Source organism: Micromonospora lupini (assembly GCF_026342015.1).
Classification (GTDB): domain Bacteria; phylum Actinomycetota; class Actinomycetes; order Mycobacteriales; family Micromonosporaceae; genus Micromonospora; species Micromonospora lupini_B.
This window is the reverse complement of the sequence record NZ_JAPENL010000003.1, coordinates 891,672-913,195: the sequence shown is the minus strand read 5'-3', so window position 1 is coordinate 913,195 and position 21,524 is coordinate 891,672. Positions and strand designations below refer to the sequence as shown.

Genomic DNA, 21,524 nt, shown 5'->3' with positions numbered 1-21,524 from the left:
AAGATCGCCCACGTCAGCCCGAGAGTGAGAGGGGGTGCGTCGATGTCCACCAGTCACGGCTCCGCGCCCCGGGTCGTCGCCGGCTGACCCCGAGCAGCGGAGCGTCCTCATCCGACCACGGAGGGACCACCCGTGTATCCACGGATCCGCAACATCAGTTTCGACTGCCACGACACGTACTCCCTGGCCGGCTTCTGGTCGGCGGTGCTCGGCTACGCCCGGCACAGCGAGGACGTCCCCGGTGATCCGGAGGCGGTCCTGCTGCCGCCGGACGACGCCACTCCGAACCTGTTCTTCCAGACGGTGCCCGAGGACAAGGTGACCAAGAACCGGCAGCACATCTGCCTGGAACCTGTCGACCGGACCCGGGACGAGGAGGTCGAGCGGGTGCTCGGCCTCGGTGCCACGATTGTCGCCGACCGGCGGCACGCCGACGGGACAGGTTGGGCGGTGCTTGCCGACCCGGAGGGCAACGAGTTCTGCGTGCTGCGCAGCGCCGGGGAACGTGTCACCACGACCACCGTGGAGGACCAACAGTGAGTTCGACGATCCACAACATCAGTTTCGACTGCCGCGACACGTACGCCCTGGCCGGTTTCTGGTCGCAGGTCTTCGACTGCCCCCGGCAGCCCGACGACTTCCCTGGTGACCCGGAGGCGATGCTCCTGCCGCCGGGTGGGCCGGAGGTGCTGTTCATCGCCGTGCCCGAGGGCAAGGCCGTGAAGAACCGACTGCACCTGGACCTGGAGCCGGCCGACCGGTCCCGGGCCGACGAGGTCGAGCGGCTGCTCGGCATCGGCGCGGTGCACGTCGCCGACCAGATCCGGCCGGACGGCTCCGGCTGGGTGGTGCTTGCCGACCCGGAGGGCAACGAGTTCTGCGTGCTGCGCAGCGCGGCCGAGCGAGCCGCGGCACCGGCCGGCGGCGCGGCGGCCGGTGCGGCCGAGCCGGTCTAGGCACTGCCGCCTCGGAGCCCGTCACGCCGTCCCCACGGCGGGGCCCCGGTCACCCTGAGAGGTGGCCGGGGCCCCGGTCGTGCACGGGTCAGGAACGCTGCTCGATCTGGCCCCGGATGGTGACGAACTCGGCCTTCGTCTCCTCGGCCGACTTGAAGTACATGACGACCAGGCCCACGCTGCCCCGGTCGGCCCAGACGCAGACGCCGAGCGGCACGCCCTCGGCCTTGCCGTCGCCGCAGCGCGCGTCACCGCCCAGCGGGCCGGCCTCGACCACGGCCATGTTCGTCACCCTCAGCTCGCTGGAGAGCCCGGTCACGGCCTCGTCCAGTTCCTTCTTCGGGTCGGCCATCACGCCGGACACCGCCGTGATCATGAGGAGGTCCTGCTTGGTCGGGTCGCCGTAGAACGCGCCGACCGTGCTGGTCTCGTTCTGCACCTCGGCCTTCATCTCGGTGACCATCTGGTCGGCGACCGTCTGCAACTGCGGGTCGGTGTTCTTGGCCCGGCCGGCGAGGGTGGCCGGCGCGACCACCCGGGTCTTGGTGGCGTCGACGACGTCGCCCACCTCGTCCTTCACCGCGAACCAGGTGATCGCCGCGCCGCCGAGGCAGAGCACGAGCACCACTGCAAGCACGATCAGGATGATCTTGCCGACGTTCGACTTCTTCGCCGGTGGCGGGCCGCCGAACTGGTTCGGGGCGCCGTACGGCTGGCCCGGCTGTGCCGGCGGGAAGCCCTGCTGCTGCGGCGGCGGCCAGCCACCCTGCGGCTGGCCCTGCTGCGGCGGCGACCAGCCGCCGGGCTGCTGCGGCGCTGGCGGCTGGCCGGGCTGCTGCGGGGGAGGGGAATCGTGCGGCGGGCCGAAGGGGTTGGCCGGCGGCTGAGACATCAGTCAGCTCCAGGATCGGGGTGTGAAGCGCGTGATCCTAACCCGGTGCCGACGGCGGTGTCGCCCGCGCGGGTCCCTCCGACCCGCCGGCCGACCCCCGAACGGGCGCGGTGGCCGGCCCCGTCCACGAGGGACGGTCCGGCCACCGCGACTGTGGTGCTGCGACCTTTCTCAGGCGGGCAGGCTCGCCGCCCCGCGCGGCAGGAACCGCTTGCCGGTGACCCGCTCGCTGGTGCCGGTCCGATCCAGGTACGGCGTGACGCCGCCCAGGTGGAACGGCCAACCGGCACCCAGGATCATGCACAGGTCGATGTCCTGCGCCTCGGCGACCACACCCTCGTCCAGCATCAGCCGGATCTCCTGGGCGAGCGCGTCGAGCGCGTTCTGGCGTACCTGCTCGGCGGTCAACGGCTGGTCACCGACGACGAGCAGCGCGGCCACCTCCTCGTTGACCTGGTCGTCGACCACGATCGGCTGACCCGAGTCGGCGATCCGCCTGAGGTTCTCGCTGACGGAGAACCGGTCCGGGTACGCGCCGTGCAGGGTGCCGCCCACGTGGTACGCCACCGCCGGCCCGACGAGCTGGAGCAGCGCGAGCGGGCGCATCGGCAGGCCCAGCGGATCCAGCGCGCTGTTCGCCACGTCCAGCGGCGTCCCGGCGTCGACGGCGGCGAAGACGGTGCCCAGGAAACGGGTGAGCAGCCGGTTCACCACGAACGCCGGGGCGTCGGAGACCAATACGCTCGACTTCTTGAGCTGCTTGCCGACCGCGAACGCGGTGGCGAGGGTGGCGTCGTCGGTGCGCTCGCCCCGGACGATCTCCAGCAGCGGCAGCACCGCCACCGGATTGAAGAAGTGGAAGCCGACCACCCGCTCCGGGTGCTCCAGCTCGGCGGCCATCTCGGTGATGGACAGCGAGCTGGTGTTTGTGGCGAGCACCGCCTCCGGGGAGACGATCTTCTCCAACTCGGCCCAGACCTGCTTCTTGACGCCCAGGTCCTCGAAGACCGCCTCGATGACGAAGTCGGCGTCCGCGAAGGCGCTCTTGTCGACAGTGCCGCTGACCAGGCCGTACAGCTTGGCGGCCGTGCCCTTGTCCATCCGGCCCTTGGTGACGGCCTTCTCGATCTGGGTGTGCACGTAGCCGACGCCCTTGTCCACCCGGGACTGGTCCAGGTCGCTCATGACGACAGGAACCTGGAGGCGGCGGGCGAACAGCAGCGCCAACTGGCTGGCCATCAGGCCGGCGCCGACGATGCCGACCTTGGTGACCGGGCGGGCCAGACCCTTGTCCGGTGCGCCGGCCGGGCGCTTGGCCCGCCGCTGCACGAGGTCGAAGGCGTACAGGCCGCTGCGCAGCTCCTCGGAGAAGACCAGGTCCGCGAGCGCCTCGTCCTCGGCGGCGGTGCCGGCGGCGAAGTCGCCGTCCTTCGCCGTCTCCAGCAGGTCGAGTGCCTTGTACGCGGCCGGAACCGCGCCGTGCAGCCGCTGGTTCAGCGTCTCGCGGGCGAAGTAGAGCACGCCCGCCCACATGTCCTTGTCGACCTCGGGCCGGGTCACGGTGACCTGACCGCGCACCACACCGGCGGCCCACTCCAGGGACCGCTCCAGGAAGTCGGCCGGCTCCAGCAGCACGTCCGCGATGCCCATCTCGGCGGCCTGCTTCGGCTTGAGCATCCTGTTCTGCATCAGCGGGTTCTGGATGATCACCTGCGTGGCGGCGGGGATGCCGATCAGGTTCGGCAGCAACTGCGTGCCGCCCCAGCCGGGCACCAGACCGAGGGAAACCTCGGGCAGGGCGAGCGCCGCCGCGCCACCGGAGAGCGTCCGGTAGTGGCAGTGCAGCGCCAGCTCCAGGCCGCCGCCCATGGCCGCGCCGTTGACGAACGCGAACGTGGGCACGGCGCTGTCCCTGAGCCGGGCGAAGACCCGGTGGCCGAGCCGGCCGATCTCCAGCGCCTGCGCGCGGTCGGCGAGCTGCGGCAGCCCGACGATGTCCGCGCCCACGCAGAAGATGTACGGCTTGCCGGTGACCGCGATGAACGCCGGGTCGGCGGCGAGCGCGGCCGTGATGGCCTCGTCCAGGCTGGTCAGCCCGGCCGGGCCGAAGGTGTTCGGCTTGGTGTGGTCGAAGCCGTTGTCCAGGGTGATCAGGGCGGCGGGCCGGTCCAGCCCCGGCACGGTCACCTGCCGCAGCAGCGCGCGGGTGACGACCTCGTTCGGTGCGGCCAGTGCGCTCACTTGTCGCCCTCCGTCCGCTCAGCAGGCTTGCTGGACTCCGTCCAGTGCGGGTTCTCCCAGATCACCGTGCCGCCCATGCCGATGCCGATGCACATCGCGGTCACGCCGTAGCGGACCTCGGGGTGCTCGGCGAACTGGCGGGCCAGCTGGGTCATCAGCCGTACGCCTGACGACGCGAGCGGGTGGCCGATGGCGATCGCGCCACCCCACGGGTTGACCCGCGGGTCGTCGTCGGCGATGCCGAAGTGGTCGAGGAAGGCGAGCACCTGCACGGCGAACGCCTCGTTCAGCTCGAACAGGCCGATGTCGTCGATGCTGAGCCCGGCCAGGCGCAGGGCCTTCTCCGTCGACGGGATCGGGCCGACGCCCATCACCTCCGGCTCCACCCCGACGAAACCGAACGACACCAACCGCATGGCGATCGGCAGGCCCAGCTCGCGGGCGGTGGCCTCGTCGGCGAGCAGGCTCGCGGTGGCGCCGTCGTTCAGGCCCGCGGCGTTGCCAGCGGTGACCTTGCCGTGCGGGCGGAACGGGGTCTTCAGGGTGGCCAGCTTCTCCAGCGACGTGTCGCGGGGGGCCTCGTCCACTCCGGCCAGACCCCAGCCGCCCTCGGCGTCGCGGATCGCCACGGGCACCAGGTCGTCCTGGAGCTTGCCGTTGGCGTACGCCTTCGCCGTCTTCTGCTGCGAGGCGAGTGCGAACGCGTCGGTGCGCGCCTTGGTGATGTGCGGGACCAGGTCGTGCAGGTTCTCCGCGGTGGCGCCCATGACCAGCGCCGACGGGTCCACCAGCTTCTCCGCGATGATGCGCGGGTTGGGGTCGACGCCTTCGCCCATCGGGTGGCGGCCCATGTGCTCGACGCCGCCGGCGATGGCGACGTCGTACGCGCCCATGGCGATGCCGCTGGCCACCGTGGTCACGGCGGTCATCGCGCCGGCGCACATCCGGTCGATGGCGAAGCCGGGAACGGTCTTGGGTAGACCTGCCAGCAGCGCGGCGGTACGGCCGATGGTGAGGCCCTGGTCACCGATCTGGGTGGTGGCCGCGATGGCGACCTCCTCGACCCGCTCCGGCGGCAGTTGCGGGTTGCGGCGCAGCAGCTCACGGATGCAGCGGATCACCAGGTCGTCGGCGCGGGTGTTGGCGTACATGCCACCCGCCTTGCCGAACGGGGTACGGACGCCGTCGACGAAGACGACATCCCGAACTTCACGGGGCACTTGAGCCTCCTAGCCGGACGGGCACGTTACCCCGGATGCTACTCGCCAGTAACCAACCTGCCGCCCGCCCCCCGTTGTGGCACACCCCACACCCCCGCCCCCGTCGATCATGAAGTCATCGTCCCGACACGCCGACGCGGAGGGCAATAACTTCATGATCAACGCGGCCATGGCCGGGGTGGGGCGGGGTGGGTTAGGGGATGGGGTTGGGGGACAGGGCCTGGGTCAGGTGGGGAGTCAGCAGGGCGATCTGCCATTCGCGGGCGTTGAAGCCGCGCAGGGTCTCCGCCACCGCGTCCTCGGTGACCTCCTCCGGCGGGCTCCACGCCAGACGGCGTACCGAATCCGGGGTGATCAGATTTTCCGGAGGCAGGTTGTGCTCGCCCGCGATGCGGACCACCACCTCCCGGCAGCGGGCCAGGCGACCTGCCGCCACCGGGTCCCGCTCCGCCCACCGGTGCGGTGGTGGTGGACCCTCCACCGCAGGGGTGGCCGGAAGCGCGTCGTCCGACAGCTCCCGGGCGTCGTCGAGCGCGGCCAGCCAGGTGCGAGCCAGCCGACGGACCGACCGCCCCCCGAAGCCGGGCAACGTCAGCAGCGTCTTCTCGTCCTTCGGGTCCAGCTCGGCCGCGGCGACGATCGCCGAGTCGGGCAGCACCCGTCCAGGCGCGGCGTCCCGCCGGGCCGCGATCTGGTCCCGGGCGTACCACAACGAGCGGACCCGGGCCTGGGCCCGCGCCCCGCGCACGCGGTGGATGCCCGACGTGCGCCGCCAGGGCTCCGCGCGGACCCGGGGCGGCCGGGCCCCGGTCCGGACCAGGGCGGCGAACTCCTCCGCGGCCCAGGCCGACTTGCCCTGCCGGGCCAGCTCGGCGTCGAGCGCGTCGCGGAGGTCGGTGAGCATCTCCACGTCGAGCGCGGCGTAGGTCAGCCACGACTCGGGCAGCGGCCGACTCGACCAGTCGGCCGCCGAGTGGTGCTTCTCCAGGGTGAATCCGAGTAGCTGCTCGGTCAGCGCGGCCAGGCCGACCCGCTCGAACCCGGCCAGCCGAGCGGCCAGTTCCGTGTCGAACAGCCGGCGCGGGTACAACCCCACCTCGGCGAGGCAGGCCAGATCCTGACTGGCCGCGTGGAGCACCCACTCGGCCTCGCCGATCACCGCGTCCAGCGTGCTGAGGTCGGGCAGCGGCAGCGGGTCGATAAGCGCTGTGCCGGCGCCCGCGCGGCGCAGCTGCACCAGATACGCGCGCTGGCTGTAGCGGTACCCCGAAGCGCGTTCGGCATCCAGGGCGACCGGGCCGGTGCCCGCCGCGAACCGGGCCACGACCTCGGCAAGTTCGGCCGGGGTGGTCACCGGATCAGGGGTGCCGTCGCGGGGGGCGGTCAGCGGAACGGGCCCACCGTCGGTCGGGTCGGGCCCCTCGCCCGCCGGCTGCGGCTGGGCCGACGGCGGCTGCTGGGGTGCGTGTCCCGGGAGTTCTTCGGTGGGCCGACGGCGCAGGGGTGGTTCGTCGGTCACCTGCCAACCCTAGTGCGCCCCAGGATCCGGCGTGTGCAGCCGGTCCGGCGTGTGTCGGTCAGGTGTCCACAAGGTGTCCTTTCGGATGCCGGACATCGGGGGAGACAAAGCCCGTTCGCGCAGGTACGGTCCATCGAGCCGCCGACCCCGCTCGGGTGATCCTGGGTCGTGGCCGAAAGCGAAAGACCACGGGGAAAGGCAAGATGATCATGACGGCTGGCTTCGGTGCGGGCGACGCACGGCCAACGGGCGCCGAGCCTGACGACGGGAGCGGGCGGGCCGCCGAACGACCGGGCCCTCTGCCACCGCGCATCGAACCGCACCCGGAGGTCGGCGCCACCTGGCCCGGCGCACCGAGCCCCGGCGTCGAGCCCACCGCAGCAGTCCCGGCACCCCGTACCGGCTGGGTGGCCCCGCCGAACGCCGGGCAGTGGGGCGCGGCGCCCCAGGGGTCCGTGCCCACCGGCCCGCAGGGCACGGCCGCCGCGCCGGGAATGGCCGCCGCACACGGCACCACCGCGGAACCGGGCATGGCCGCCGCGTACGGCACCACCGCCGCGCACGGCACGGCCGCGCCGTACGCGCCGGGTCCGGCGCCGTACGGCGCCGGACCGTACAACCCGGGCACTCCCACGGCCTACGGCGCCGGCGGCTACCCGCCGGCCGGTGACCTGGCCAGCGCGCCGCCGTTCGCCACCGCGGGTCACCCCGGCCAGCCGGGTCACCCCGGCCAGCCCGGCTGGCCGGGTGTCACCCCACCCGCGCGAACCGCCCGACGCCGGTGGCCGAGGGCGCTCGCCACGCTGCTCGTCGTCGCTCTTGCCGCCGTTGCCGGACTGCAGGCGTACCAGATCAACCGGCTCGGCGACCGGCTCGCCGCCACCGACCGTCGGCTGGCCCAGGCCCAGGACAGCGACGGCAAACGCCTCGACGGCCTCGAACAGCGCACCGACGCGCTGGAGAAGCAGGCCGGGGCCGCGTTCAACCCCGAGGCGGTGGCCAGCGCCGTGCTGCCAAGCGTCTTCCGCGTGCGGGCCGGTCAGTTCACCGGCACCGCGTTCGCGGTGGGCAAGCCGGCGGCCGGTGGCGGCACCAACCTGTTCACCAACTTCCACGTGGTCGAGTCGGTCTGGGAGAGCGGCGGCCGGCAGGTCTTCCTGGAGCGCACGGACCAGCGCTTCCCCGCCACCATCGTCAAGGTCGACAAGGCCAACGACGTGGCGCACCTGCGGGCGACAGGCAAGTTCACAGGCCTGGTCACCGCGCCCACCGCCGTGAAGTCCGGGCAGCAGATCATCGTCGTCGGTGCTCCGCTCGGCCTGGAGGACAGCGTCACGACGGGTGTGGTGAGCGCGTTGCGCGCCGCACAGGGCGGCTCCGGACCGGCCATCCAGTTCGACGCCCCGATCAACCCCGGCAACTCCGGCGGCCCGGTGATCAACGGCAGCAAGCAGGTGGTCGGCATCGCCACCGCCAAGGCTCGTGACGCCGAGGGCATCGGGCTCGCCATCCCGATCAAGGTCGCCTGCGACGGCTTCAAGATCTGCTGACCCACGGCCTTCCCGGCCGCTCGCGCCACCCACGGCCTTCCCGGCCGTCCTCGCGCCACCGACGGCCTTCCCGGCCGCTCGCGCCACCGACGGCCGCCCCGGCCGCTCGCGCCACCGACGGCCGCCCCGGCCGTCCCCGACCCGTCCGGGTCCTCGGCCCCGGACGACCCCCGCCGCTGCATCCGGTCCGTCGCGCCTACCGGCGGAGGACCTGCTCACCTGGAGGAAGAACATGTCCCAGCCACCGACCGGGCCGGAGGGTCTCCCGCCCGCCACCCCGACGCCGCCGGCCGGCTCGCCCGACCCCGACGCGACGGTGCAGCACGCGGCCGGCGCCGACCCGACCGTGCAGCACGCGGCCGGCGCCGACCCGACCGTGCAGAACGCCGCCGGCGCCGACCCGACCGTGCGGTACCCGGCCGGGCAGCCCGCGCCGCAGCAGTACGTTCCGGGCCAGCCCACGCCGCAGCAGCAGTACGCGCCGGGCCACGCCGCGCCGCAGTACGGCGCCGCCGCGCCCGCGCAGCAGCAGTACGGCGCCCCGCAGACGCAGAGCTACCCGGCCAGCGCCCCGCCGTACGCCGGGCAGCCGATGTCCGCGCCGCCGGTCTCCGGTCCGGCGTACGGGCAACCGATGTCCGCGCCGCCGGTGTCCGGTCCGGCGTACGGGCAGCCGATGTCCGCGCCGCCGGTGTCCGGTCCGGCGTACGGGCAGCCCATGTCGGGCCCGCCCGGGATGGCGCCGTACGGTGCTGCCCCGGCTCCGCGACGGGGTCGCGCGGTGCTGGTGCTGGCCCTGGTGGCCGCGCTGCTCTTCGTGGTCAGCGGGGTGATGACCGGGCTGTTCGTGACCAAGAACAACGAGCTGAACCGGACCGAGAAGCGCCTCACCAGTCAGGTCAGCCAGCGTGACGGGACGATCGCGGCCAACACCACCGAGATCGCGAAGCTCAAGACCGATATGCAGGCCATGCAGGACAAGCTCGACAACACCGAGCAGGACCTGACCGGCACCCGCAACGACCGCGACGAGCAGGCTCGGCAGAAGAAGGTCATCGCGAGCTGCCTGGACAAGCTGACCACCGCGTTGGGTGCGGCGGCGGCCGGGAACAGGAGCGCGTACAACGCGGCGATGAAGGGCCTCGACAAGGTGTGCGACGAGGCGGAGAACTACCTCTGATCCGCTGTACGGATAGGTCCTGACTCACGACGGGGCTGGGGTTGCGGCGAGGGGCGCTGGCCATCGCCTTGGCTGCCCGCCGTGTCGATGTGCTGGTGAGCGGTATACCTCAGAGGTATGAATATGACTCTGAGGTATACCGCTCACCGCCGCATCCGCCCCACCGAGGTGACCGACGGTTACCGGTTGCGCCTGTGCCGGCCGCCGTTCAGGCGGTGGCGGCCGGACGGCGGTCGGCCAGGGCGGTGACCCCGGGTGGGGGCAGGCCGGCCGTCGAGGCGAGCAGGGCGCACCAGCCGAGCAGGTGGGGGGCGAGGTCGTCGTCGACTGGTGTCCAGGAGGCGCGGATCTCGATGTCGCCGGCCGTCGGTGGACCGGCCAGGTCACCGAACCGGGTCGACATGGTCTGGGTGACCGTTCCGCCGATCGCCCGGTGACCCGCGTCCTGGGTGTCCAGGGCGTCGGTCAGCCACGTCCAGCCGACGCCGGGGAGCAGTGGGTCGGCGGCGAGGTCGACCTCCAGCTCGGCCGTCACGTAGGTGACCAGTCGCAGCGTGCCCTGCCAGGCTTCGTGCCCGGCCGGGTCGTGCAGCAGGATCAGCCGGCCGGTGGCCACCTCGTCGCCGTCGCGCAGCACCGTCGCGGAGAGCGCGAACGTGAACGGCGCGAGCCGCTGGGGAGCGCCGACCTCCTCGAGGGTGATCTCCGGTCGGGGCGCCGGCGACCGCAACCCGGCGACCGCGCGGGCGAAGGTCTCCGGGAGCGCGATCGGGGGGGCCATGTCGGCAGCCTATGCCGCCGTCGGCCCACAGGCTTCGACGGCGCGCCGACACGTACCCCGACCGCCCCGCCGCGCGACGGACGTCAGGTGCGTCCCCTTCCGTTCACCCCCGACGGCCTGGGGTCGGGCGGCGTGGCACGATTGCGGCGATGACCACGGACACCACGGGCACTGCCGCCCGAGACGGACACCCGCGCCCCGGCGGCCCTGCCGACTCGCCCTTCATCCGGGCCTGTCGGCGTCGGCCCGGCCCGCACACCCCGGTCTGGTTCATGCGCCAGGCCGGCCGCTCGCTGCCGGAGTACCGGGAGATCAGGGCCAGCGTGCCGATGCTGGAGTCCTGTCGTCGCCCGGAGCTGGTAACCGAGATCACCCTCCAGCCGGTGCGTCGGCACGGGGTCGACGCGGCCATTCTGTTCAGCGACATCGTGGTGCCGGTCGCCGCGGCCGGGATCGACCTGGACATCGTGCCGGGCACCGGCCCGGTCGTGGCCGAGCCGATCCGCGCCGCCGCCGACGTCGAGCGGATCCGCCTGATCGGCCGCGACGACGTCTCGTACGTGGACGAGGCCGTCCGCCAGCTGGTGGTCGAGCTGGGCGACACCCCGTTGATCGGCTTCGCCGGCGCACCGTTCACCCTGGCCAGCTACCTGGTCGAGGGGGGCCCGTCGCGGACCCACGCGAAGACCAAGGCGCTGATGTACGGCGATCCCGAGCTGTGGCACGCGCTCTGCGGCCGGCTGGCCGAGGTGACGCTTGCCTTCCTCCGGGTGCAGATCGAGGCCGGCGTGTCCGCCGTGCAGCTGTTCGACTCGTGGGCCGGCGCGCTCTCCGAGGCCGACTACCGCCGCTACGTGCTGCCGCACTCGACTGCAGTGCTCAGCGGGTTGGCTGACGCCGGCGTGCCGCGCATCCACTTCGGGGTGGGCACCGCCGAGCTGCTCGGCGCGATGGGCGAGGCCGGCGCGGACGTGGTCGGCGTCGACTGGCGTACGCCGCTGGACGTGGCCACGCACCGGATCGGCCCGGACAAGGCGGTGCAGGGCAACCTGGACCCGACAGTGCTGCTCGCGCCGTGGCCGGTGGTGGAGGCCGAGGTGCGCCGGATCCTGGCCCAGGGGCGGGCGGCTCCCGGGCACGTGTTCAACCTCGGCCACGGTGTGCTGCCGGAGACCGACCCGGACGTGCTGACCCGGGTGGTCGCGCTCGTGCACGAGGTCTCCAGCCGCCGGGCCGACCAGGGCTGACACGGCGATGCGGCAGCCCTGGCGGGTGGCGGTGGTCGGCGGCGGGATCGCCGGGCTGGCCGCCGCGGTCCGGCTGCGCGACCGCGCGCCGGAGGGCACCCAGATCACGGTGTACGAGCAGTCCGGCGCGGTCGGCGGCAAGCTGCGTACCGGGACGTTGGCCGGTGCGCCCGTGGAGTTCGGCGCCGAGTCGTTCCTGATGCGTGACCCGGCCGGGGCGCAGAGCGCGGCGGTGGCGTTGGCGCACCGGCTCGGGCTTGCCGACCGGATCGTGCACCCCAGCGTCGGGCAGGCCGCGCTTGTCGTCGACGGGGGGCTGCGCCCCATCCCGGGCGGGACCCTGGTGGGCGTACCCGGGGATCTGGAGCGGGTGGCCGCTGTCGCGCGCCCGGCCGCGGGCGCCGACACCGACGGCGGTCGGCCGCTGGTCGGGCCGGACGCGGACGTCTCGGTGGGCGCGCTGGTCCGGTCCCGTTTCGGGGACGAGGTGGTCGACCGGCTGGTCGACCCCATGCTGGGCGGCGTGTACGCGGGCCGCGCCGACGACCTGTCCCTGGTCACCACGATGCCGGCGCTGGCCCGCACGGCCCGCGTGGAGCACACCCTCATCGGCGCGGTCCGGGCGGCGCAGGCCGCCGCGCCGCGCGCGCCTGGCGCCCCGGTCTTCGGCACTCTGGCCGGCGGGTTGAGCACCCTGGTCGAGGCGGCGGTGACGGCCAGCGGCGCGACGGTACGACGGGACGCCGCCGTGCGCGAGTTGACCCCGACCGGCACCGGTTGGCGGCTCACCGTCGGCCCCACGCGTAATCCCGAGCTCGTCGACGTGGACGCCGTGGTGCTTGCGGTGCCGGCCCGGCCGGCGGCCCGGCTGCTCGCCGGCCCGGCCCCGGTGGCCGCCGCGGCCGTGGGCGAGCTTGACTACGCGAGCGTCGCGCTTGTCACCCTGGCGTTGCCGCAGCCGCCGCTGCCCGAGCTGTCCGGCTTCCTGGTGCCGAGCACCGAGGGGCTGCTGATCAAGGCGGCCACGTTCTTCACCACCAAGTGGGGGCACCTGCGTCGGCCGGACGGGCTGGCGTTGGTGCGCGCCTCGGTGGGCCGCTACGGCGAGGAGGCGCACCTCCAGCGCCCGGACGCGGACCTGGCCGCGACCGTGCACCGGGAGTTGTCGGCGGTGCTCGGCGCCCCGCTGCCCGCCCCGGTCGACGGGCACGTGCAGCGGTGGGGCGGCGCGCTGCCCCAGTACGCCCCGGGGCACGCCGACCGGGTGAGTGGCGCGCGCACGGCGCTGCGGGCGGCGCATCCCACACTGGTCCTGGCCGGCGCCGGCTACGACGGTGTCGGCATACCGGTCTGCGTCCGCTCCGGCGAGACGGCGGCCGACGAGATCATCACAGCACTGGGAGGATCGGCGAGATGACCGAGCAGACCAACGCGGCCCGGTTGCGGGAGCTGAACGACAGCATCCGCTACACGATGTGGTCGGTGTTCCGGGCCAGCGCCCCGCTGCCCTCGCTGCGGGACAACGTCACGGGCGAGGTCGAGTCCCTCTTCGAGGAGCTGGCCGGCAAGGACGTGGTGATCCGGGGCGTGTACGACGTCTCCGGGCTGCGCGCCGACGCGGACGTGATGATCTGGTGGCACTCCGCGTCGAGCGACGCGCTGCAGGACGCGTACCTGCGGTTCCGCCGCACCACGCTGGGTCGGGCGCTCACCCCGGTCTGGTCGCAGATGGCGCTGCACCGGCCGGCGGAGTTCAACAAGAGCCACATCCCGGCGTTCCTGGCCGGCGAGGAGGCCCGCCCCTATCTGTGCGTCTACCCGTTCGTGCGCTCCTACGAGTGGTACCTGCTGCCCGACGCCGAGCGGCGCGAGATGCTTGCCGAGCACGGCAAGATGGCCCGCGGCTACCCCGACGTACGGGCCAACACCGTCGCTTCGTTCGCGCTTGGCGACTACGAGTGGATGCTCGCGTTCGAGGCCGACGAGCTGCACCGGATCGTCGACCTGATGCGGGACCTGCGCGCCTCCGGCGCCCGGCGGCACGTCCGCGAGGAGGTCCCGTTCTACACGGGCCGCCGCCGCTCGGTCGGCGAGATCGTCAACTGCCTGGTCTGATCCCCGCCGGCCGGCGCCGCGCCCCCGCCCGGGTGCGGCGCCGGACGGGGATCAACTGGTCTTCGTACAGGAGACCAGGGGAACGGGGTTGCTTCCGGTCCACGAGCCGAGGAAGCCGAACGTGGTGCTCGCTCCGCCGGCCAGGGCGCCGTTGTAGTTCACGTTGCGCGCGGTGACAAGCGTGCCGTTGGTGGTGAGGTTGGCGCTCCACGCGGACGCGACCTGTTGACCGTTGTTGTAGTTCCAACTCACCGACCAGCTCTGGGTCGGCGAGTTGGCTCCCGCGGTCACCTTCACCTCGGCCTGGAAGCCACCGGCCCACTGGCCGGTGATCTGGTACGTCGCGTAGCAGGCGCCGGCCGGCACGGGAGTGCTCGGCGGAGGCGTGCTCGGCGGCGGGGTCGTGGGCGGGGGAGTGGTGGGGGGCGGAGTCGTCGGCGGCGGGGTCGTCGGCGGCGGCGTGGTGGGCGACGGGGTGCTCGTGCCACCGGAGAAGTCCACGTCACTGCACAGGTAGTACGACTGGTCCAGGTGGCTTGCCTGCCACACGGTGTAGACGATGTGCCGCCCGGTGCGACCCGGGGCGCTGACCGGGATCTGGATGGAGACCCCGCCGGTGTCCGGGTTCCACTGCGACGCCGGGGTGTTGCCGATCTGGCCAGCCAGCTCCAGGTCGTCCCAGCCGAGCGCCTCGGTCGACGAGTTGAAGCCCTGCTTGGTCACGTACACCCGGATGTAGTCGGCGCCGTGGCTGGCCTGGTCGAAGAAGCGCAGCCGGAAGTTGTTCGAGACCGGGGTGGCCTTCCACGCGCCGATGGTGTCCAGCGCGTTGTAGCGACCGTTCTGGGTGTGCCCGCCGCTGCACAGCTGGCCGTTGGGGACGGCGGCCTGGTGGTTACCGGCCACACCCTCGCGGAACAGGCCGTTCCAGTTCCACATGGCCTGCGGGTCGGCCTGCCAGGCCTGCCAGCACATCGGGTCCTCGGTGGCCATCCGGGGATTCTGGAACTCACTGCCCCAGCGTTGCCAGCAGCTGTAGTTGCGCGAGGCCGGGTCGACGACCGAGCCGTGCGCGGAGGCGGGCTGGACCAGCGCGACGCTCAGCGCGGTGGTCAGCAGGAGCGTGGCGGCCGCCGCGATGGCGAGTGGCCGGAGCACGCGTGGTGATCGGGCGAGAGTGGACATGGAGCCCCCGGGGGGATGAGGTCGGACGACGACACCCGGACGGCCGGGAGTTGCCCGCTCCCGTGCCTACTGCGTTGCTCTCGCGCTGGCTCCACCCGGCACGATGCCAGCCCGATCGTCAGACGTCAATGGTTGGCGTCGTCGGTGCGGGCCCCGCGGTGCGGCGCATCGGGGTGTGCGGGATGCCGTCCTCCACGTACTCCGGGCCGCTCACCGCGAAGCCGTGCCGGGTGTAGAAACCGACCAGGTGTGACTGGGCCTCCAGGACGCAGGGCCGGTCGCCGACCAGGTCCAAGGCCGCCGTCATCAGCCGGCCCGCCTGCCCGCCGCCGCGCGCCGCCGGAGCCACCACCACCCGACCGATCCGGGCGACGCCGTCGGGGTCGGCAAGGATCCGCAGGTACGCCAGCGGCGCTCCGCCGTCGGTCAACCAGAGGTGGCGGGTGCCCGGCTCCACGTCCCGCCCGTCGAGTTCCGGGTAGGGGCAGTGCTGCTCCACCACGAACACGTCGATGCGCAGCTTGAGCAGGTCGTGGAAGGTGCGGGCGTCCAGGTCGGCGAAGGGGGCCGAAAGGACCTCGGTGGTCTGCTGGGGCACGCACCGATCGTAGGCCGGAGGGCTCACGTCCCGGCGGCCGCGAGCAGGCCCAGCAGCGGGGCCGGCGCGGCAGTCGTGGGTTCGCCGGTGGCCCGGTGGTCGCTCAGGCGGGGCGCGCGCCCACGGCGTCGCGGATCTCGGCGCCCTCGGCGCCCTCGACCGCCCGGGCGCAGTGCCCGCAGCAGAAGAACCGGCCGTTGACCTCCACACCGTGTCCGACGATCTTGATCTGACAGTGCTCGCAGATGGGTGCCATGCGGTGGATCGCGCACTCGAAGGAGTCGAAGGTGTGCACGTCACCACTGACGGTGTGCACCTCGAACGCCATCCAGTAGTCGTTGCCGCAGACCTCGCAGGTTGCCACGGAAAACCCCCCGTATCAGGACATGTGCCACCAGGGTGCCCGAAGTTGGGGCGATGGCGGGCGAATTACCGCCAGTCGGCCGCCCATGGCGGCGTGTCGGCTCCGGCGTGTCGTCCGTTAGGCCGGATGAACCGCCGTGACCCCGGAGGATCGCCATGATCAAACGCAACAAGCTCTTCGGTAGTCAGACCCGGGTGACCTTCTGCCTCCCCCGGGACGCGCCGCCCGGCCCGGTGAGCGTGGTGGGCTCCTTCAACGACTGGGAGCCCGGCCGGCACGAGCTGGTCTCCCGCCGCGACGGCACCCGGACGGTGACCGTGAAGCTCGGCCCGGGGGAGTATCGGTTCCGCTATCTCGCCAGCGGCGGGGTCTGGCTCGACGACGAGACGGCCGACGAGGTCGACGACCGCGGCAGCCTGCTGCGACTCTGAGGAGTGAAGTCGTCACCATCGATGGATTTATCGATGACGCTCTTTACTGTTAATAAAGTTTAAATTACCTTGGGGGCACCTCACCGCACCTGGAGAAGGAGCTGCCCCCATGCGTCGAAGAATCACCGTCCCGCTGGTGGCGGCGGGCGCTGTCGCCGCCACCCTCACCGTCGCCGCGCCCGCCCAGGCGCACGGCTACGTCTCCGCCCCACCGAGCCGGCAGGCGCTCTGCGCGCAGGGCCGGGTGCCCGATTGCGGGCAGATCAGGTACGAGCCGCAGAGCGTGGAGGGGCCCAAGGGCCTCAAGAGCTGCAACGCCGGGATCGCCCAGTTCGCCGTCCTCAACGACGACAGTCGGGGCTGGCCGGCCACGTCGGTCGGCAGCTCGCTGACCTTCACCTGGGTGAACACCGCCCGGCACGCCACAAGCAACTGGGAGTACTGGATCGGCAACACCCGCGTCGGCGTGGTCAACGGCAACGGGCAGCAGCCGGGCGCGACGGTCTCGCACACAGTCAACCTGGGCGGCTTCTCCGGCCGGCAGAAGATCCTCGCGGTGTGGAACATCTCCGACACCGCGAACGCCTTCTACTCCTGCATCGACGTGCAGATCGGCGGCGGCGGGTCGACGCCCACCCCCACCCCCACCCCGACCACCTCACCCACGCCCCGACCCACCACCAGCCCGACCACCGCGCCGACGACGCCACCCGCCACGGGCGGCAGTTGGACGAGCGGACGGGCGTACCAGGTCGGCGACCAGGTCACCTACGGCGGACTGACGTACCGCTGCCGGCAGGCCCACACGGCGATCCCCGGCTGGGAGCCGCCGAACGTGCCGGCGCTCTGGCAGCAGGTCTGACCGCACGGGTGCGGCCCCGGCCGCACCCGTGTCGCCGTCCCCTCGGATGATCGGAGCCTCGGCATGCCCCGCGTACACCTGCTGTCGTGGCTGGTCACGGCGTCGCTGCTCGCCGCCTGCGCCGGGCCGTCCCCGCACCCGGCGGCTCCCGCGTCCCCGGCCGGGTCCGCTGCGGCGGGGTCCTCGGCCGCCGGGGCCGAGCTGAGCGGCATCGACGTGGTGTTCCTGAGCACGATGGTCGGGCACAGCGAACGCACGCTGCAGATCGTCCGGCTGGCCCGGGACCGGCTGCGCGACGACGCGCTGCGTACCCTGGCCGCCGCGGTCGAGGCGACCGAGGCCGACGAGCTGTCGGCCATGCGCGGCTGGCTGCCCACCGCCGGGCCGGGCACCGGCGCGGCCGGGCACGACCACGCCGGGCACGGTGACGACACCGCGCTCGACCGGCTGCGGGCCGCGTCGGACGCCGACGTCGACCGGGTGCTACGCGAGGTCCTCGCCGAGCACCAGCGGGCCGCCGCCGACCTGGCCCGGGCCCAGGTCGACGTCGGCCGCGACGAGCGGGTCCGCGACCTGGCCCGGCGGATCGAGCGGTCCCGGACCGCCGAGGTCGAGCTGCTCCAGGGGTACGCGGCTCAGATCAGCGCGGTTCCAGGCGGACGGAGATCGAGTTGACGCAGTGCCGGGTGTCCTTCGGAGTGAAACCCTCGCCGTGGAACACGTGCCCGAGGTGACTGTCGCAGCGGGCGCAGCGGATCTCCGTACGGGCCATGCCGAGGCTGCGGTCCTCGATCTCCTTGACCCGGCCCGGGATGGCGTCGTCGAAGCTCGGCCACCCGCAGTGCGAGTCGAACTTGGTGTCGCTGGAGAAGAGTTCCAGGCCGCAGGCGCGACAGTGGTAGACCCCCTGGGTCTTGGTGTCCACGTACTCGCCGACCCACGGACGCTCGGTGCCGGCCTCCCGCAGGACGTGGAACTCCTCCGGGCTCAGGCGGACACGCCACTCGTCCTCGGTCTTGGGCAGGTTGTTGTCGTCAAGACTCACCCGTCAACGGTACGTCGAACGTCGGGGGCGTGGCATAAGGTCGCGGGATGGGTGGCACCAAGGCAGCAGTCGCCGAGGTCGAGGTGGCCGGGCACACCGTACGGCTGAGCAGTCCGGACCGGGTGATCTTCCCGCAGCGGGGGTTCACCAAGGCGGACGTCTTCCACTACTACCTCGCGGTCGGCGACGGCATCATGCGCGCCCTGCGGGACCGGCCCACCACGCTGCAACGCTTCCCCGAGGGCGTCGAGGGTGAGGCGTTCTTCCAGAAGCGCGTGCCCACCCGTGGCGTGCCGCCGTGGGTGACCACCGCCCAGATCACCTTCCCGAGCGGTCGCAGCGCCGCGGAGCTGTGCCCGGCCGACCTGGCGCACGTGGCCTGGGCGGCCCAGATGGGCACGATCGTGTTCCACCCGTGGCCGGTGCGCGCCGCCGACGTGGACCGCCCCGACGAGCTGCGCATCGACCTCGACCCGCAGCCCGGCACCGACTTCGCCGACGCGGCGCGGGCCGCCGGGGAGGTCCGCGCGCTCCTCGACGAGCTGGGCGCGACCGGCTGGCCGAAGACCTCCGGCGGTCGCGGTGTGCACGTCTACCTGCGTATCCAACCCCGCTGGACGTTCACCGAGGTGCGCCGGGCCACCATCGCGCTGGCCCGGGAGGTGGAGCGCCGCAACCCCGACCTGGTGACCACCGCCTGGTGGAAGGAGGAGCGCGGAACCCGGGTCTTCGTCGACTACAACCAGATGGCCCGCGACCGCACGATCGCCTGCGCGTACTCGCTGCGGGCCAACGCCCGGGCCACCGTCTCCACCCCGGTCACCTGGGACGAGCTGCCCGACGTCGACCCGGACGACTTCGACCTGCGCAGCGTCCCGACCCGGCTCGCCGAGCAGGGCGATCCGCACGCCGGCATCGACGACGCACCGTGGGACATCACGCCGCTGCTGGAGTGGGCCGACCGCGACGCCTCCGCCGGCCAGGGCGACCTGTCGTACCCGCCGGACCATCCGAAGATGCCCGGCGAGCCCAAGCGGGTGCAGCCCAGCCGCGCCAAGCGCACCCCCGACGACGAGAGCGCCTGACTCTCGCCGCTAGTTGCCGGGCGCCTCGCGGGTGTCCGGCAGGTCGAGGTACGCCAGCAGCCGCAGGAGCCCGTTGACGTGCTCGATGTCGTGCCACAGCGACAGGACGCCCTCCCGACCCCGCTGCACGATGCCGGCCAGCTCTGCGAGATCGTCGCTGCTCTGCCCACAGTCGATCGCCAGTTCCGGCTGCGGAACCATCTCGAATGCGGCCCGAAGATCGATGTTCCAGTAGTGGTCGACGCTGAGCGGGGACAGCGGGATGTCCGGGCCGAACCGGCTCTCCGCCGCGTCCAGCAGCATCGAACAGGCGCGGCGCAGATCCGCGATTCTCAACGTCGCAGCGGCATCGCTCACGCCTCATGATCCCTCGGGACGCCGCTCACGGGCCATCGGGTTTGATCGCGCTGTCTGCCTGTCTGCCTGTCTGCCTGTCTGCCTGTCTGCCTGTCTGCCTGTCTGCCTGTCTGCCTGTCTGCCTGTCTGCCTGTCTGCCTGTCTGCCTGTCTGCCTGTCTGCCTGTCTGCCTGTCTGCCTGTCTGCCTGTCTGCCTGGCGGTCCGGCTGCCTGGCGGTCCGGCTGCCTGGCGGTCCGTCTTTCGTCACTGCGGCGACAGCCTGAAGTGTCGTACACCTGTTCTAAAATTGGTGAGTGATCGATGAGTTGGCGCGGGCGGAGAGTGCGGTGGCGGCATGCGCCGACGCTGCCGCCTGGGCCCTCTCCGAGAATGACCTGATCGCGACGATCGATGCCACTCACCGGCTGCAACAACGTTTGGCCGCGGTGCAGGTGGCGGCCGTTCGCGAGCTGGACGGCCGGGGCGTCGCGGTCGCGCAGGGCGCGTCCTCGACGGCGGTGTGGCTGCGCCACCGCCTGCGCCTCGACGTCGCCGCCGCCCGTCGACTGGTCGGGCTCGCCGCCTCGCTCGACGTGGCACCGCCTGGTGTGCGGGCCGCCCTGGCGGATGGGGCGGTCAGCGTGGAGCAGGCCCGGGTCATCGCCGAGACGGCCGCCACGGTGACGGCCTCGGCGGGCGCCAAGGTCGCCGACAGGGCCGTCGGCGTGCTGGTCGAGTGGGCCGAGCAGTTCGATCCCACCCTGCTGCGCCGGATGGGCGCCCGGATCCTCGACCACGTCGCCCCCGACCTCGCCGACGCCGCCGCCGCGGCGGCCCTCGCCGCCGAGGATGCGCGCGCAACCCGTGACCGGCACGTCACCGTCTCCGAGCAGACCGGTGGGCGGCTACGGCTCGCCGGCACCCTGGACGCGGAGGCCGCCGCGCTGCTACGCGCCGTCATCGACCCCCTCAGCGCGCCCGCCGGCCCCGACGACACCCGCTGCGCCGGGCAGCGTCGCCACGACGCCCTCGCGGACGTGTGCCGGCTGGCGCTGCGCACCGGTGAGCTGCCCGAGACCGGCGGCGATCCGGCCCAGATCGTCGTCACCACCGGCTACGACGGGCTGACCCGACAGCTGGGGTCCGGTGCCCTCGACGTCGGCCTGCGACTCACCCCCGACGCGGTGCGCCGGCTCGCCTGCGACGCGGCGATTCTGCCCGCCGTGCTCGGCGGCGCCGGCCAGGTCCTCGACGTGGGGCGGCAACGCCGCCTCGTCAGCGGTCCGCTGCGTCGGGCACTCGTGCTGCGCGACGGCGGCTGCGCCTTTCCGGGCTGCGACCGGCCGCCGCGCTGGTGCGCCGCCCACCACATGCGGCATTGGGTCGACGGCGGCCCGACAAGCCTCGACAACGCCGTCCTGCTCTGCGGCCACCACCACCGGCACGTCCACCGGAGCGACTGGGCGGTCCGTCTCGGCGGAGACGGCCACCCGGAGTTCGTACCGCCGGCCTGGCTGGACCCGGAGCAACTGCCGCGCCGCAACCTCTACCACCGACGAACATGAGCAGTCGTGCCCGAGTTGCAGGTGCGGCACTGCGCCAACCGGTAGATCGCCGTCCGGTGTGACCGTCAGGTTGCGCGCACGTCTTTCCACCTGAGCCGGGGTGCATCGGGAGCGATCCGTCGCTTCGCCGGATGGGTCGCGCGTGGCTCGGTCGGCCACCTCATGCTGGAGGGAATCAACTACTGCTCTACCTGTACCGCACTGGGAAGCTTCCTCCCGGAGAACCGGACCTCGCTTCTTGGGAGGTCTAGCTCCACTGACCGATGAGGGCGCACCAGCAGCCATCATTGGTGCCCCGACAACGGTGGTGGCGGCAGGGTTGGCTGGCGAGGACGCGCGCTGGTGAGCGGC

General features: G+C 72.7%; 23 protein-coding genes. 13 read left to right on the top strand and 10 right to left on the bottom strand.

Features of this window, described 5'->3' with window-relative positions; translation table 11 throughout:
• The first annotated feature begins 132 nt into the window (after nt 1-132).
• Nucleotides 133-540 (top strand): VOC family protein, encoded by a 408-nt coding sequence (locus OOJ91_RS32205; RefSeq protein WP_266251003.1) that lies wholly within the window; start codon nt 133-135, stop codon nt 538-540.
• The gene (locus OOJ91_RS32200) at nt 537-956 is read left to right on the top strand and encodes a VOC family protein (protein ID WP_266251001.1); all 420 of its coding nucleotides are present in this window, start codon (nt 537-539) and stop codon (nt 954-956) included. Before OOJ91_RS32205 ends, OOJ91_RS32200 begins: the two co-directional genes overlap by 4 nt.
• Nucleotides 957-1,044: 88 nt before the next feature.
• Here OOJ91_RS32200 and OOJ91_RS32195 read toward each other — a convergent pair whose 3' ends face one another.
• The 4 genes from OOJ91_RS32195 to OOJ91_RS32180 all read right to left on the bottom strand — a co-directional run bounded on the left by OOJ91_RS32195 (nt 1,045) and on the right by OOJ91_RS32180 (nt 6,828).
• Nucleotides 1,045-1,848, bottom strand: coding sequence for a hypothetical protein (locus OOJ91_RS32195; protein ID WP_266251000.1), 804 nt, complete (start codon nt 1,846-1,848; stop codon nt 1,045-1,047).
• Nucleotides 1,849-2,019: 171 nt separating this feature from the next.
• Complete coding sequence (locus tag OOJ91_RS32190) at nt 2,020-4,089, bottom strand: 3-hydroxyacyl-CoA dehydrogenase NAD-binding domain-containing protein (RefSeq protein WP_266250998.1); 2,070 nt, start codon at nt 4,087-4,089, stop codon at nt 2,020-2,022.
• A complete protein-coding gene (locus OOJ91_RS32185; RefSeq protein WP_266250996.1) occupies nt 4,086-5,309 on the bottom strand; it encodes a thiolase family protein in 1,224 nt (407 codons plus the stop codon). Before OOJ91_RS32185 ends, OOJ91_RS32190 begins: the two co-directional genes overlap by 4 nt.
• 193 nt (nt 5,310-5,502) lie before the next feature.
• The gene (locus OOJ91_RS32180; protein ID WP_266250993.1) at nt 5,503-6,828 is read right to left on the bottom strand and encodes a ribonuclease D; all 1,326 of its coding nucleotides are present in this window, start codon (nt 6,826-6,828) and stop codon (nt 5,503-5,505) included.
• Nucleotides 6,829-7,031: 203 nt separating this feature from the next.
• Here OOJ91_RS32180 and OOJ91_RS32175 point away from each other — a divergent pair, with 203 nt between their 5' ends.
• A complete protein-coding gene (locus OOJ91_RS32175; RefSeq protein ID WP_439117148.1) occupies nt 7,032-8,378 on the top strand; it encodes a trypsin-like peptidase domain-containing protein in 1,347 nt (448 codons plus the stop codon).
• A gap of 232 nt (nt 8,379-8,610) precedes the next feature.
• Nucleotides 8,611-9,558, top strand: a complete 948-nt coding sequence (locus OOJ91_RS32170; protein ID WP_266251566.1) for a hypothetical protein — start codon at nt 8,611-8,613, stop codon at nt 9,556-9,558.
• 208 nt (nt 9,559-9,766) lie between these two features.
• Here the strand turns inward: OOJ91_RS32170 and OOJ91_RS32165 are convergent, their stop codons facing one another.
• Nucleotides 9,767-10,339, bottom strand: a complete 573-nt coding sequence (locus OOJ91_RS32165) for a DUF3000 domain-containing protein (RefSeq protein ID WP_266250991.1) — start codon at nt 10,337-10,339, stop codon at nt 9,767-9,769.
• Between the two features lie 149 nt (nt 10,340-10,488).
• Here OOJ91_RS32165 and hemE point away from each other — a divergent pair, with 149 nt between their 5' ends.
• The 3 genes from hemE to hemQ are packed head-to-tail and all read left to right on the top strand — an operon-like array spanning nt 10,489 to nt 13,701.
• Nucleotides 10,489-11,586, top strand: a complete 1,098-nt coding sequence (gene hemE, locus OOJ91_RS32160; RefSeq protein ID WP_266250989.1) for a uroporphyrinogen decarboxylase — start codon at nt 10,489-10,491, stop codon at nt 11,584-11,586.
• A gap of 7 nt (nt 11,587-11,593) precedes the next feature.
• Nucleotides 11,594-13,003, top strand: coding sequence for a protoporphyrinogen oxidase (gene hemG / locus OOJ91_RS32155; protein ID WP_266250988.1), 1,410 nt, complete (start codon nt 11,594-11,596; stop codon nt 13,001-13,003).
• Nucleotides 13,000-13,701 (top strand): hydrogen peroxide-dependent heme synthase, encoded by a 702-nt coding sequence (gene hemQ, locus OOJ91_RS32150; RefSeq protein ID WP_266250986.1) that lies wholly within the window; start codon nt 13,000-13,002, stop codon nt 13,699-13,701. The genes hemG and hemQ overlap by 4 nt, the downstream gene beginning before the upstream one ends.
• A 51-nt stretch (nt 13,702-13,752) precedes the next feature.
• Here the strand turns inward: hemQ and OOJ91_RS32145 are convergent, their stop codons facing one another.
• From OOJ91_RS32145 to OOJ91_RS32135, 3 genes are all read right to left on the bottom strand, one after another.
• A complete protein-coding gene (locus tag OOJ91_RS32145; RefSeq protein WP_266250985.1) occupies nt 13,753-14,886 on the bottom strand; it encodes a lytic polysaccharide monooxygenase auxiliary activity family 9 protein in 1,134 nt (377 codons plus the stop codon).
• Nucleotides 14,887-15,004: 118 nt separating this feature from the next.
• A complete protein-coding gene (locus OOJ91_RS32140) occupies nt 15,005-15,484 on the bottom strand; it encodes a GNAT family N-acetyltransferase (RefSeq protein ID WP_266250984.1) in 480 nt (159 codons plus the stop codon).
• Nucleotides 15,485-15,587: 103 nt separating this feature from the next.
• Nucleotides 15,588-15,848 (bottom strand): hypothetical protein, encoded by a 261-nt coding sequence (locus OOJ91_RS32135; RefSeq protein WP_007456992.1) that lies wholly within the window; start codon nt 15,846-15,848, stop codon nt 15,588-15,590.
• Nucleotides 15,849-16,003: 155 nt separating this feature from the next.
• Here OOJ91_RS32135 and OOJ91_RS32130 point away from each other — a divergent pair, with 155 nt between their 5' ends.
• The 3 genes from OOJ91_RS32130 (at nt 16,004) to OOJ91_RS32120 (ending at nt 17,816) form a co-directional block, all read left to right on the top strand.
• Entirely contained in the window at nt 16,004-16,279 is a 276-nt protein-coding gene (locus OOJ91_RS32130; RefSeq protein ID WP_266250983.1) for an isoamylase early set domain-containing protein, read from the top strand.
• A 109-nt stretch (nt 16,280-16,388) separates the two neighbouring features.
• A complete protein-coding gene (locus OOJ91_RS32125; RefSeq protein WP_266250980.1) occupies nt 16,389-17,141 on the top strand; it encodes a lytic polysaccharide monooxygenase in 753 nt (250 codons plus the stop codon).
• A gap of 63 nt (nt 17,142-17,204) precedes the next feature.
• Nucleotides 17,205-17,816: a DUF305 domain-containing protein gene (locus OOJ91_RS32120; protein WP_266250978.1), complete on the top strand. Its 612-nt coding sequence runs from the start codon at nt 17,205-17,207 to the stop codon at nt 17,814-17,816.
• Here the strand turns inward: OOJ91_RS32120 and msrB are convergent.
• The gene (gene msrB, locus OOJ91_RS32115; protein WP_234588985.1) at nt 17,782-18,186 is read right to left on the bottom strand and encodes a peptide-methionine (R)-S-oxide reductase MsrB; all 405 of its coding nucleotides are present in this window, start codon (nt 18,184-18,186) and stop codon (nt 17,782-17,784) included. The two genes, OOJ91_RS32120 and msrB, sit on opposite strands and share 35 nt — an antisense overlap.
• Before the next feature lie 47 nt (nt 18,187-18,233).
• Here msrB and ligD point away from each other — a divergent pair, with 47 nt between their 5' ends.
• Nucleotides 18,234-19,271, top strand: coding sequence for a non-homologous end-joining DNA ligase (ligD, locus tag OOJ91_RS32110; RefSeq protein WP_266250977.1), 1,038 nt, complete (start codon nt 18,234-18,236; stop codon nt 19,269-19,271).
• 9 nt (nt 19,272-19,280) lie between these two features.
• Here the strand turns inward: ligD and OOJ91_RS32105 are convergent, their stop codons facing one another.
• Nucleotides 19,281-19,628 carry a hypothetical protein gene (locus tag OOJ91_RS32105; protein WP_266250976.1) on the bottom strand — a complete coding sequence of 116 codons (348 nt, stop codon included), beginning with the start codon at nt 19,626-19,628 and terminating at the stop codon, nt 19,281-19,283.
• 294 nt (nt 19,629-19,922) lie between these two features.
• On the opposite strand from OOJ91_RS32105, the gene OOJ91_RS32100 reads away from it, so the two are divergent.
• Both OOJ91_RS32100 and OOJ91_RS34650 read left to right on the top strand, forming a co-directional pair.
• Nucleotides 19,923-21,173, top strand: coding sequence for an HNH endonuclease signature motif containing protein (locus tag OOJ91_RS32100; RefSeq protein ID WP_266250975.1), 1,251 nt, complete (start codon nt 19,923-19,925; stop codon nt 21,171-21,173).
• Between the two features lie 45 nt (nt 21,174-21,218).
• On the top strand, nt 21,219-21,440 hold the full coding sequence (locus tag OOJ91_RS34650) for a DUF7677 family protein (RefSeq protein WP_439117160.1): 222 nt from the start codon (nt 21,219-21,221) through the stop codon (nt 21,438-21,440).
• Nucleotides 21,441-21,524 lie beyond the last annotated feature (84 nt).

Excerpts from the sequence above, each read along its gene's own strand:
- OOJ91_RS32120 (WP_266250978.1), top strand. The coding sequence starts at position 17,205 with ATGCCCCGCGTACACCTGCTGTCGTGGCTGGTCACGGCGTCGCTGCTC.
- ligD (WP_266250977.1), top strand. The coding sequence starts at position 18,234 with ATGGGTGGCACCAAGGCAGCAGTCGCCGAGGTCGAGGTGGCCGGGCAC.
- OOJ91_RS32195 (WP_266251000.1), bottom strand. The coding sequence starts at position 1,848 with ATGTCTCAGCCGCCGGCCAACCCCTTCGGCCCGCCGCACGATTCCCCT.
- OOJ91_RS32130 (WP_266250983.1), top strand. The coding sequence starts at position 16,004 with ATGATCAAACGCAACAAGCTCTTCGGTAGTCAGACCCGGGTGACCTTC.
- OOJ91_RS32170 (WP_266251566.1), top strand. The coding sequence starts at position 8,611 with ATGTCCCAGCCACCGACCGGGCCGGAGGGTCTCCCGCCCGCCACCCCG.
- hemG (WP_266250988.1), top strand. The coding sequence starts at position 11,594 with ATGCGGCAGCCCTGGCGGGTGGCGGTGGTCGGCGGCGGGATCGCCGGG.
- OOJ91_RS32165 (WP_266250991.1), bottom strand. The coding sequence starts at position 10,339 with ATGGCCCCCCCGATCGCGCTCCCGGAGACCTTCGCCCGCGCGGTCGCC.
- OOJ91_RS32125 (WP_266250980.1), top strand. The coding sequence starts at position 16,389 with ATGCGTCGAAGAATCACCGTCCCGCTGGTGGCGGCGGGCGCTGTCGCC.
- OOJ91_RS32175 (WP_439117148.1), top strand. The coding sequence starts at position 7,032 with ATGATCATGACGGCTGGCTTCGGTGCGGGCGACGCACGGCCAACGGGC.
- hemQ (WP_266250986.1), top strand. The coding sequence starts at position 13,000 with ATGACCGAGCAGACCAACGCGGCCCGGTTGCGGGAGCTGAACGACAGC.
- hemE (WP_266250989.1), top strand. The coding sequence starts at position 10,489 with ATGACCACGGACACCACGGGCACTGCCGCCCGAGACGGACACCCGCGC.
- OOJ91_RS32145 (WP_266250985.1), bottom strand. The coding sequence starts at position 14,886 with ATGTCCACTCTCGCCCGATCACCACGCGTGCTCCGGCCACTCGCCATC.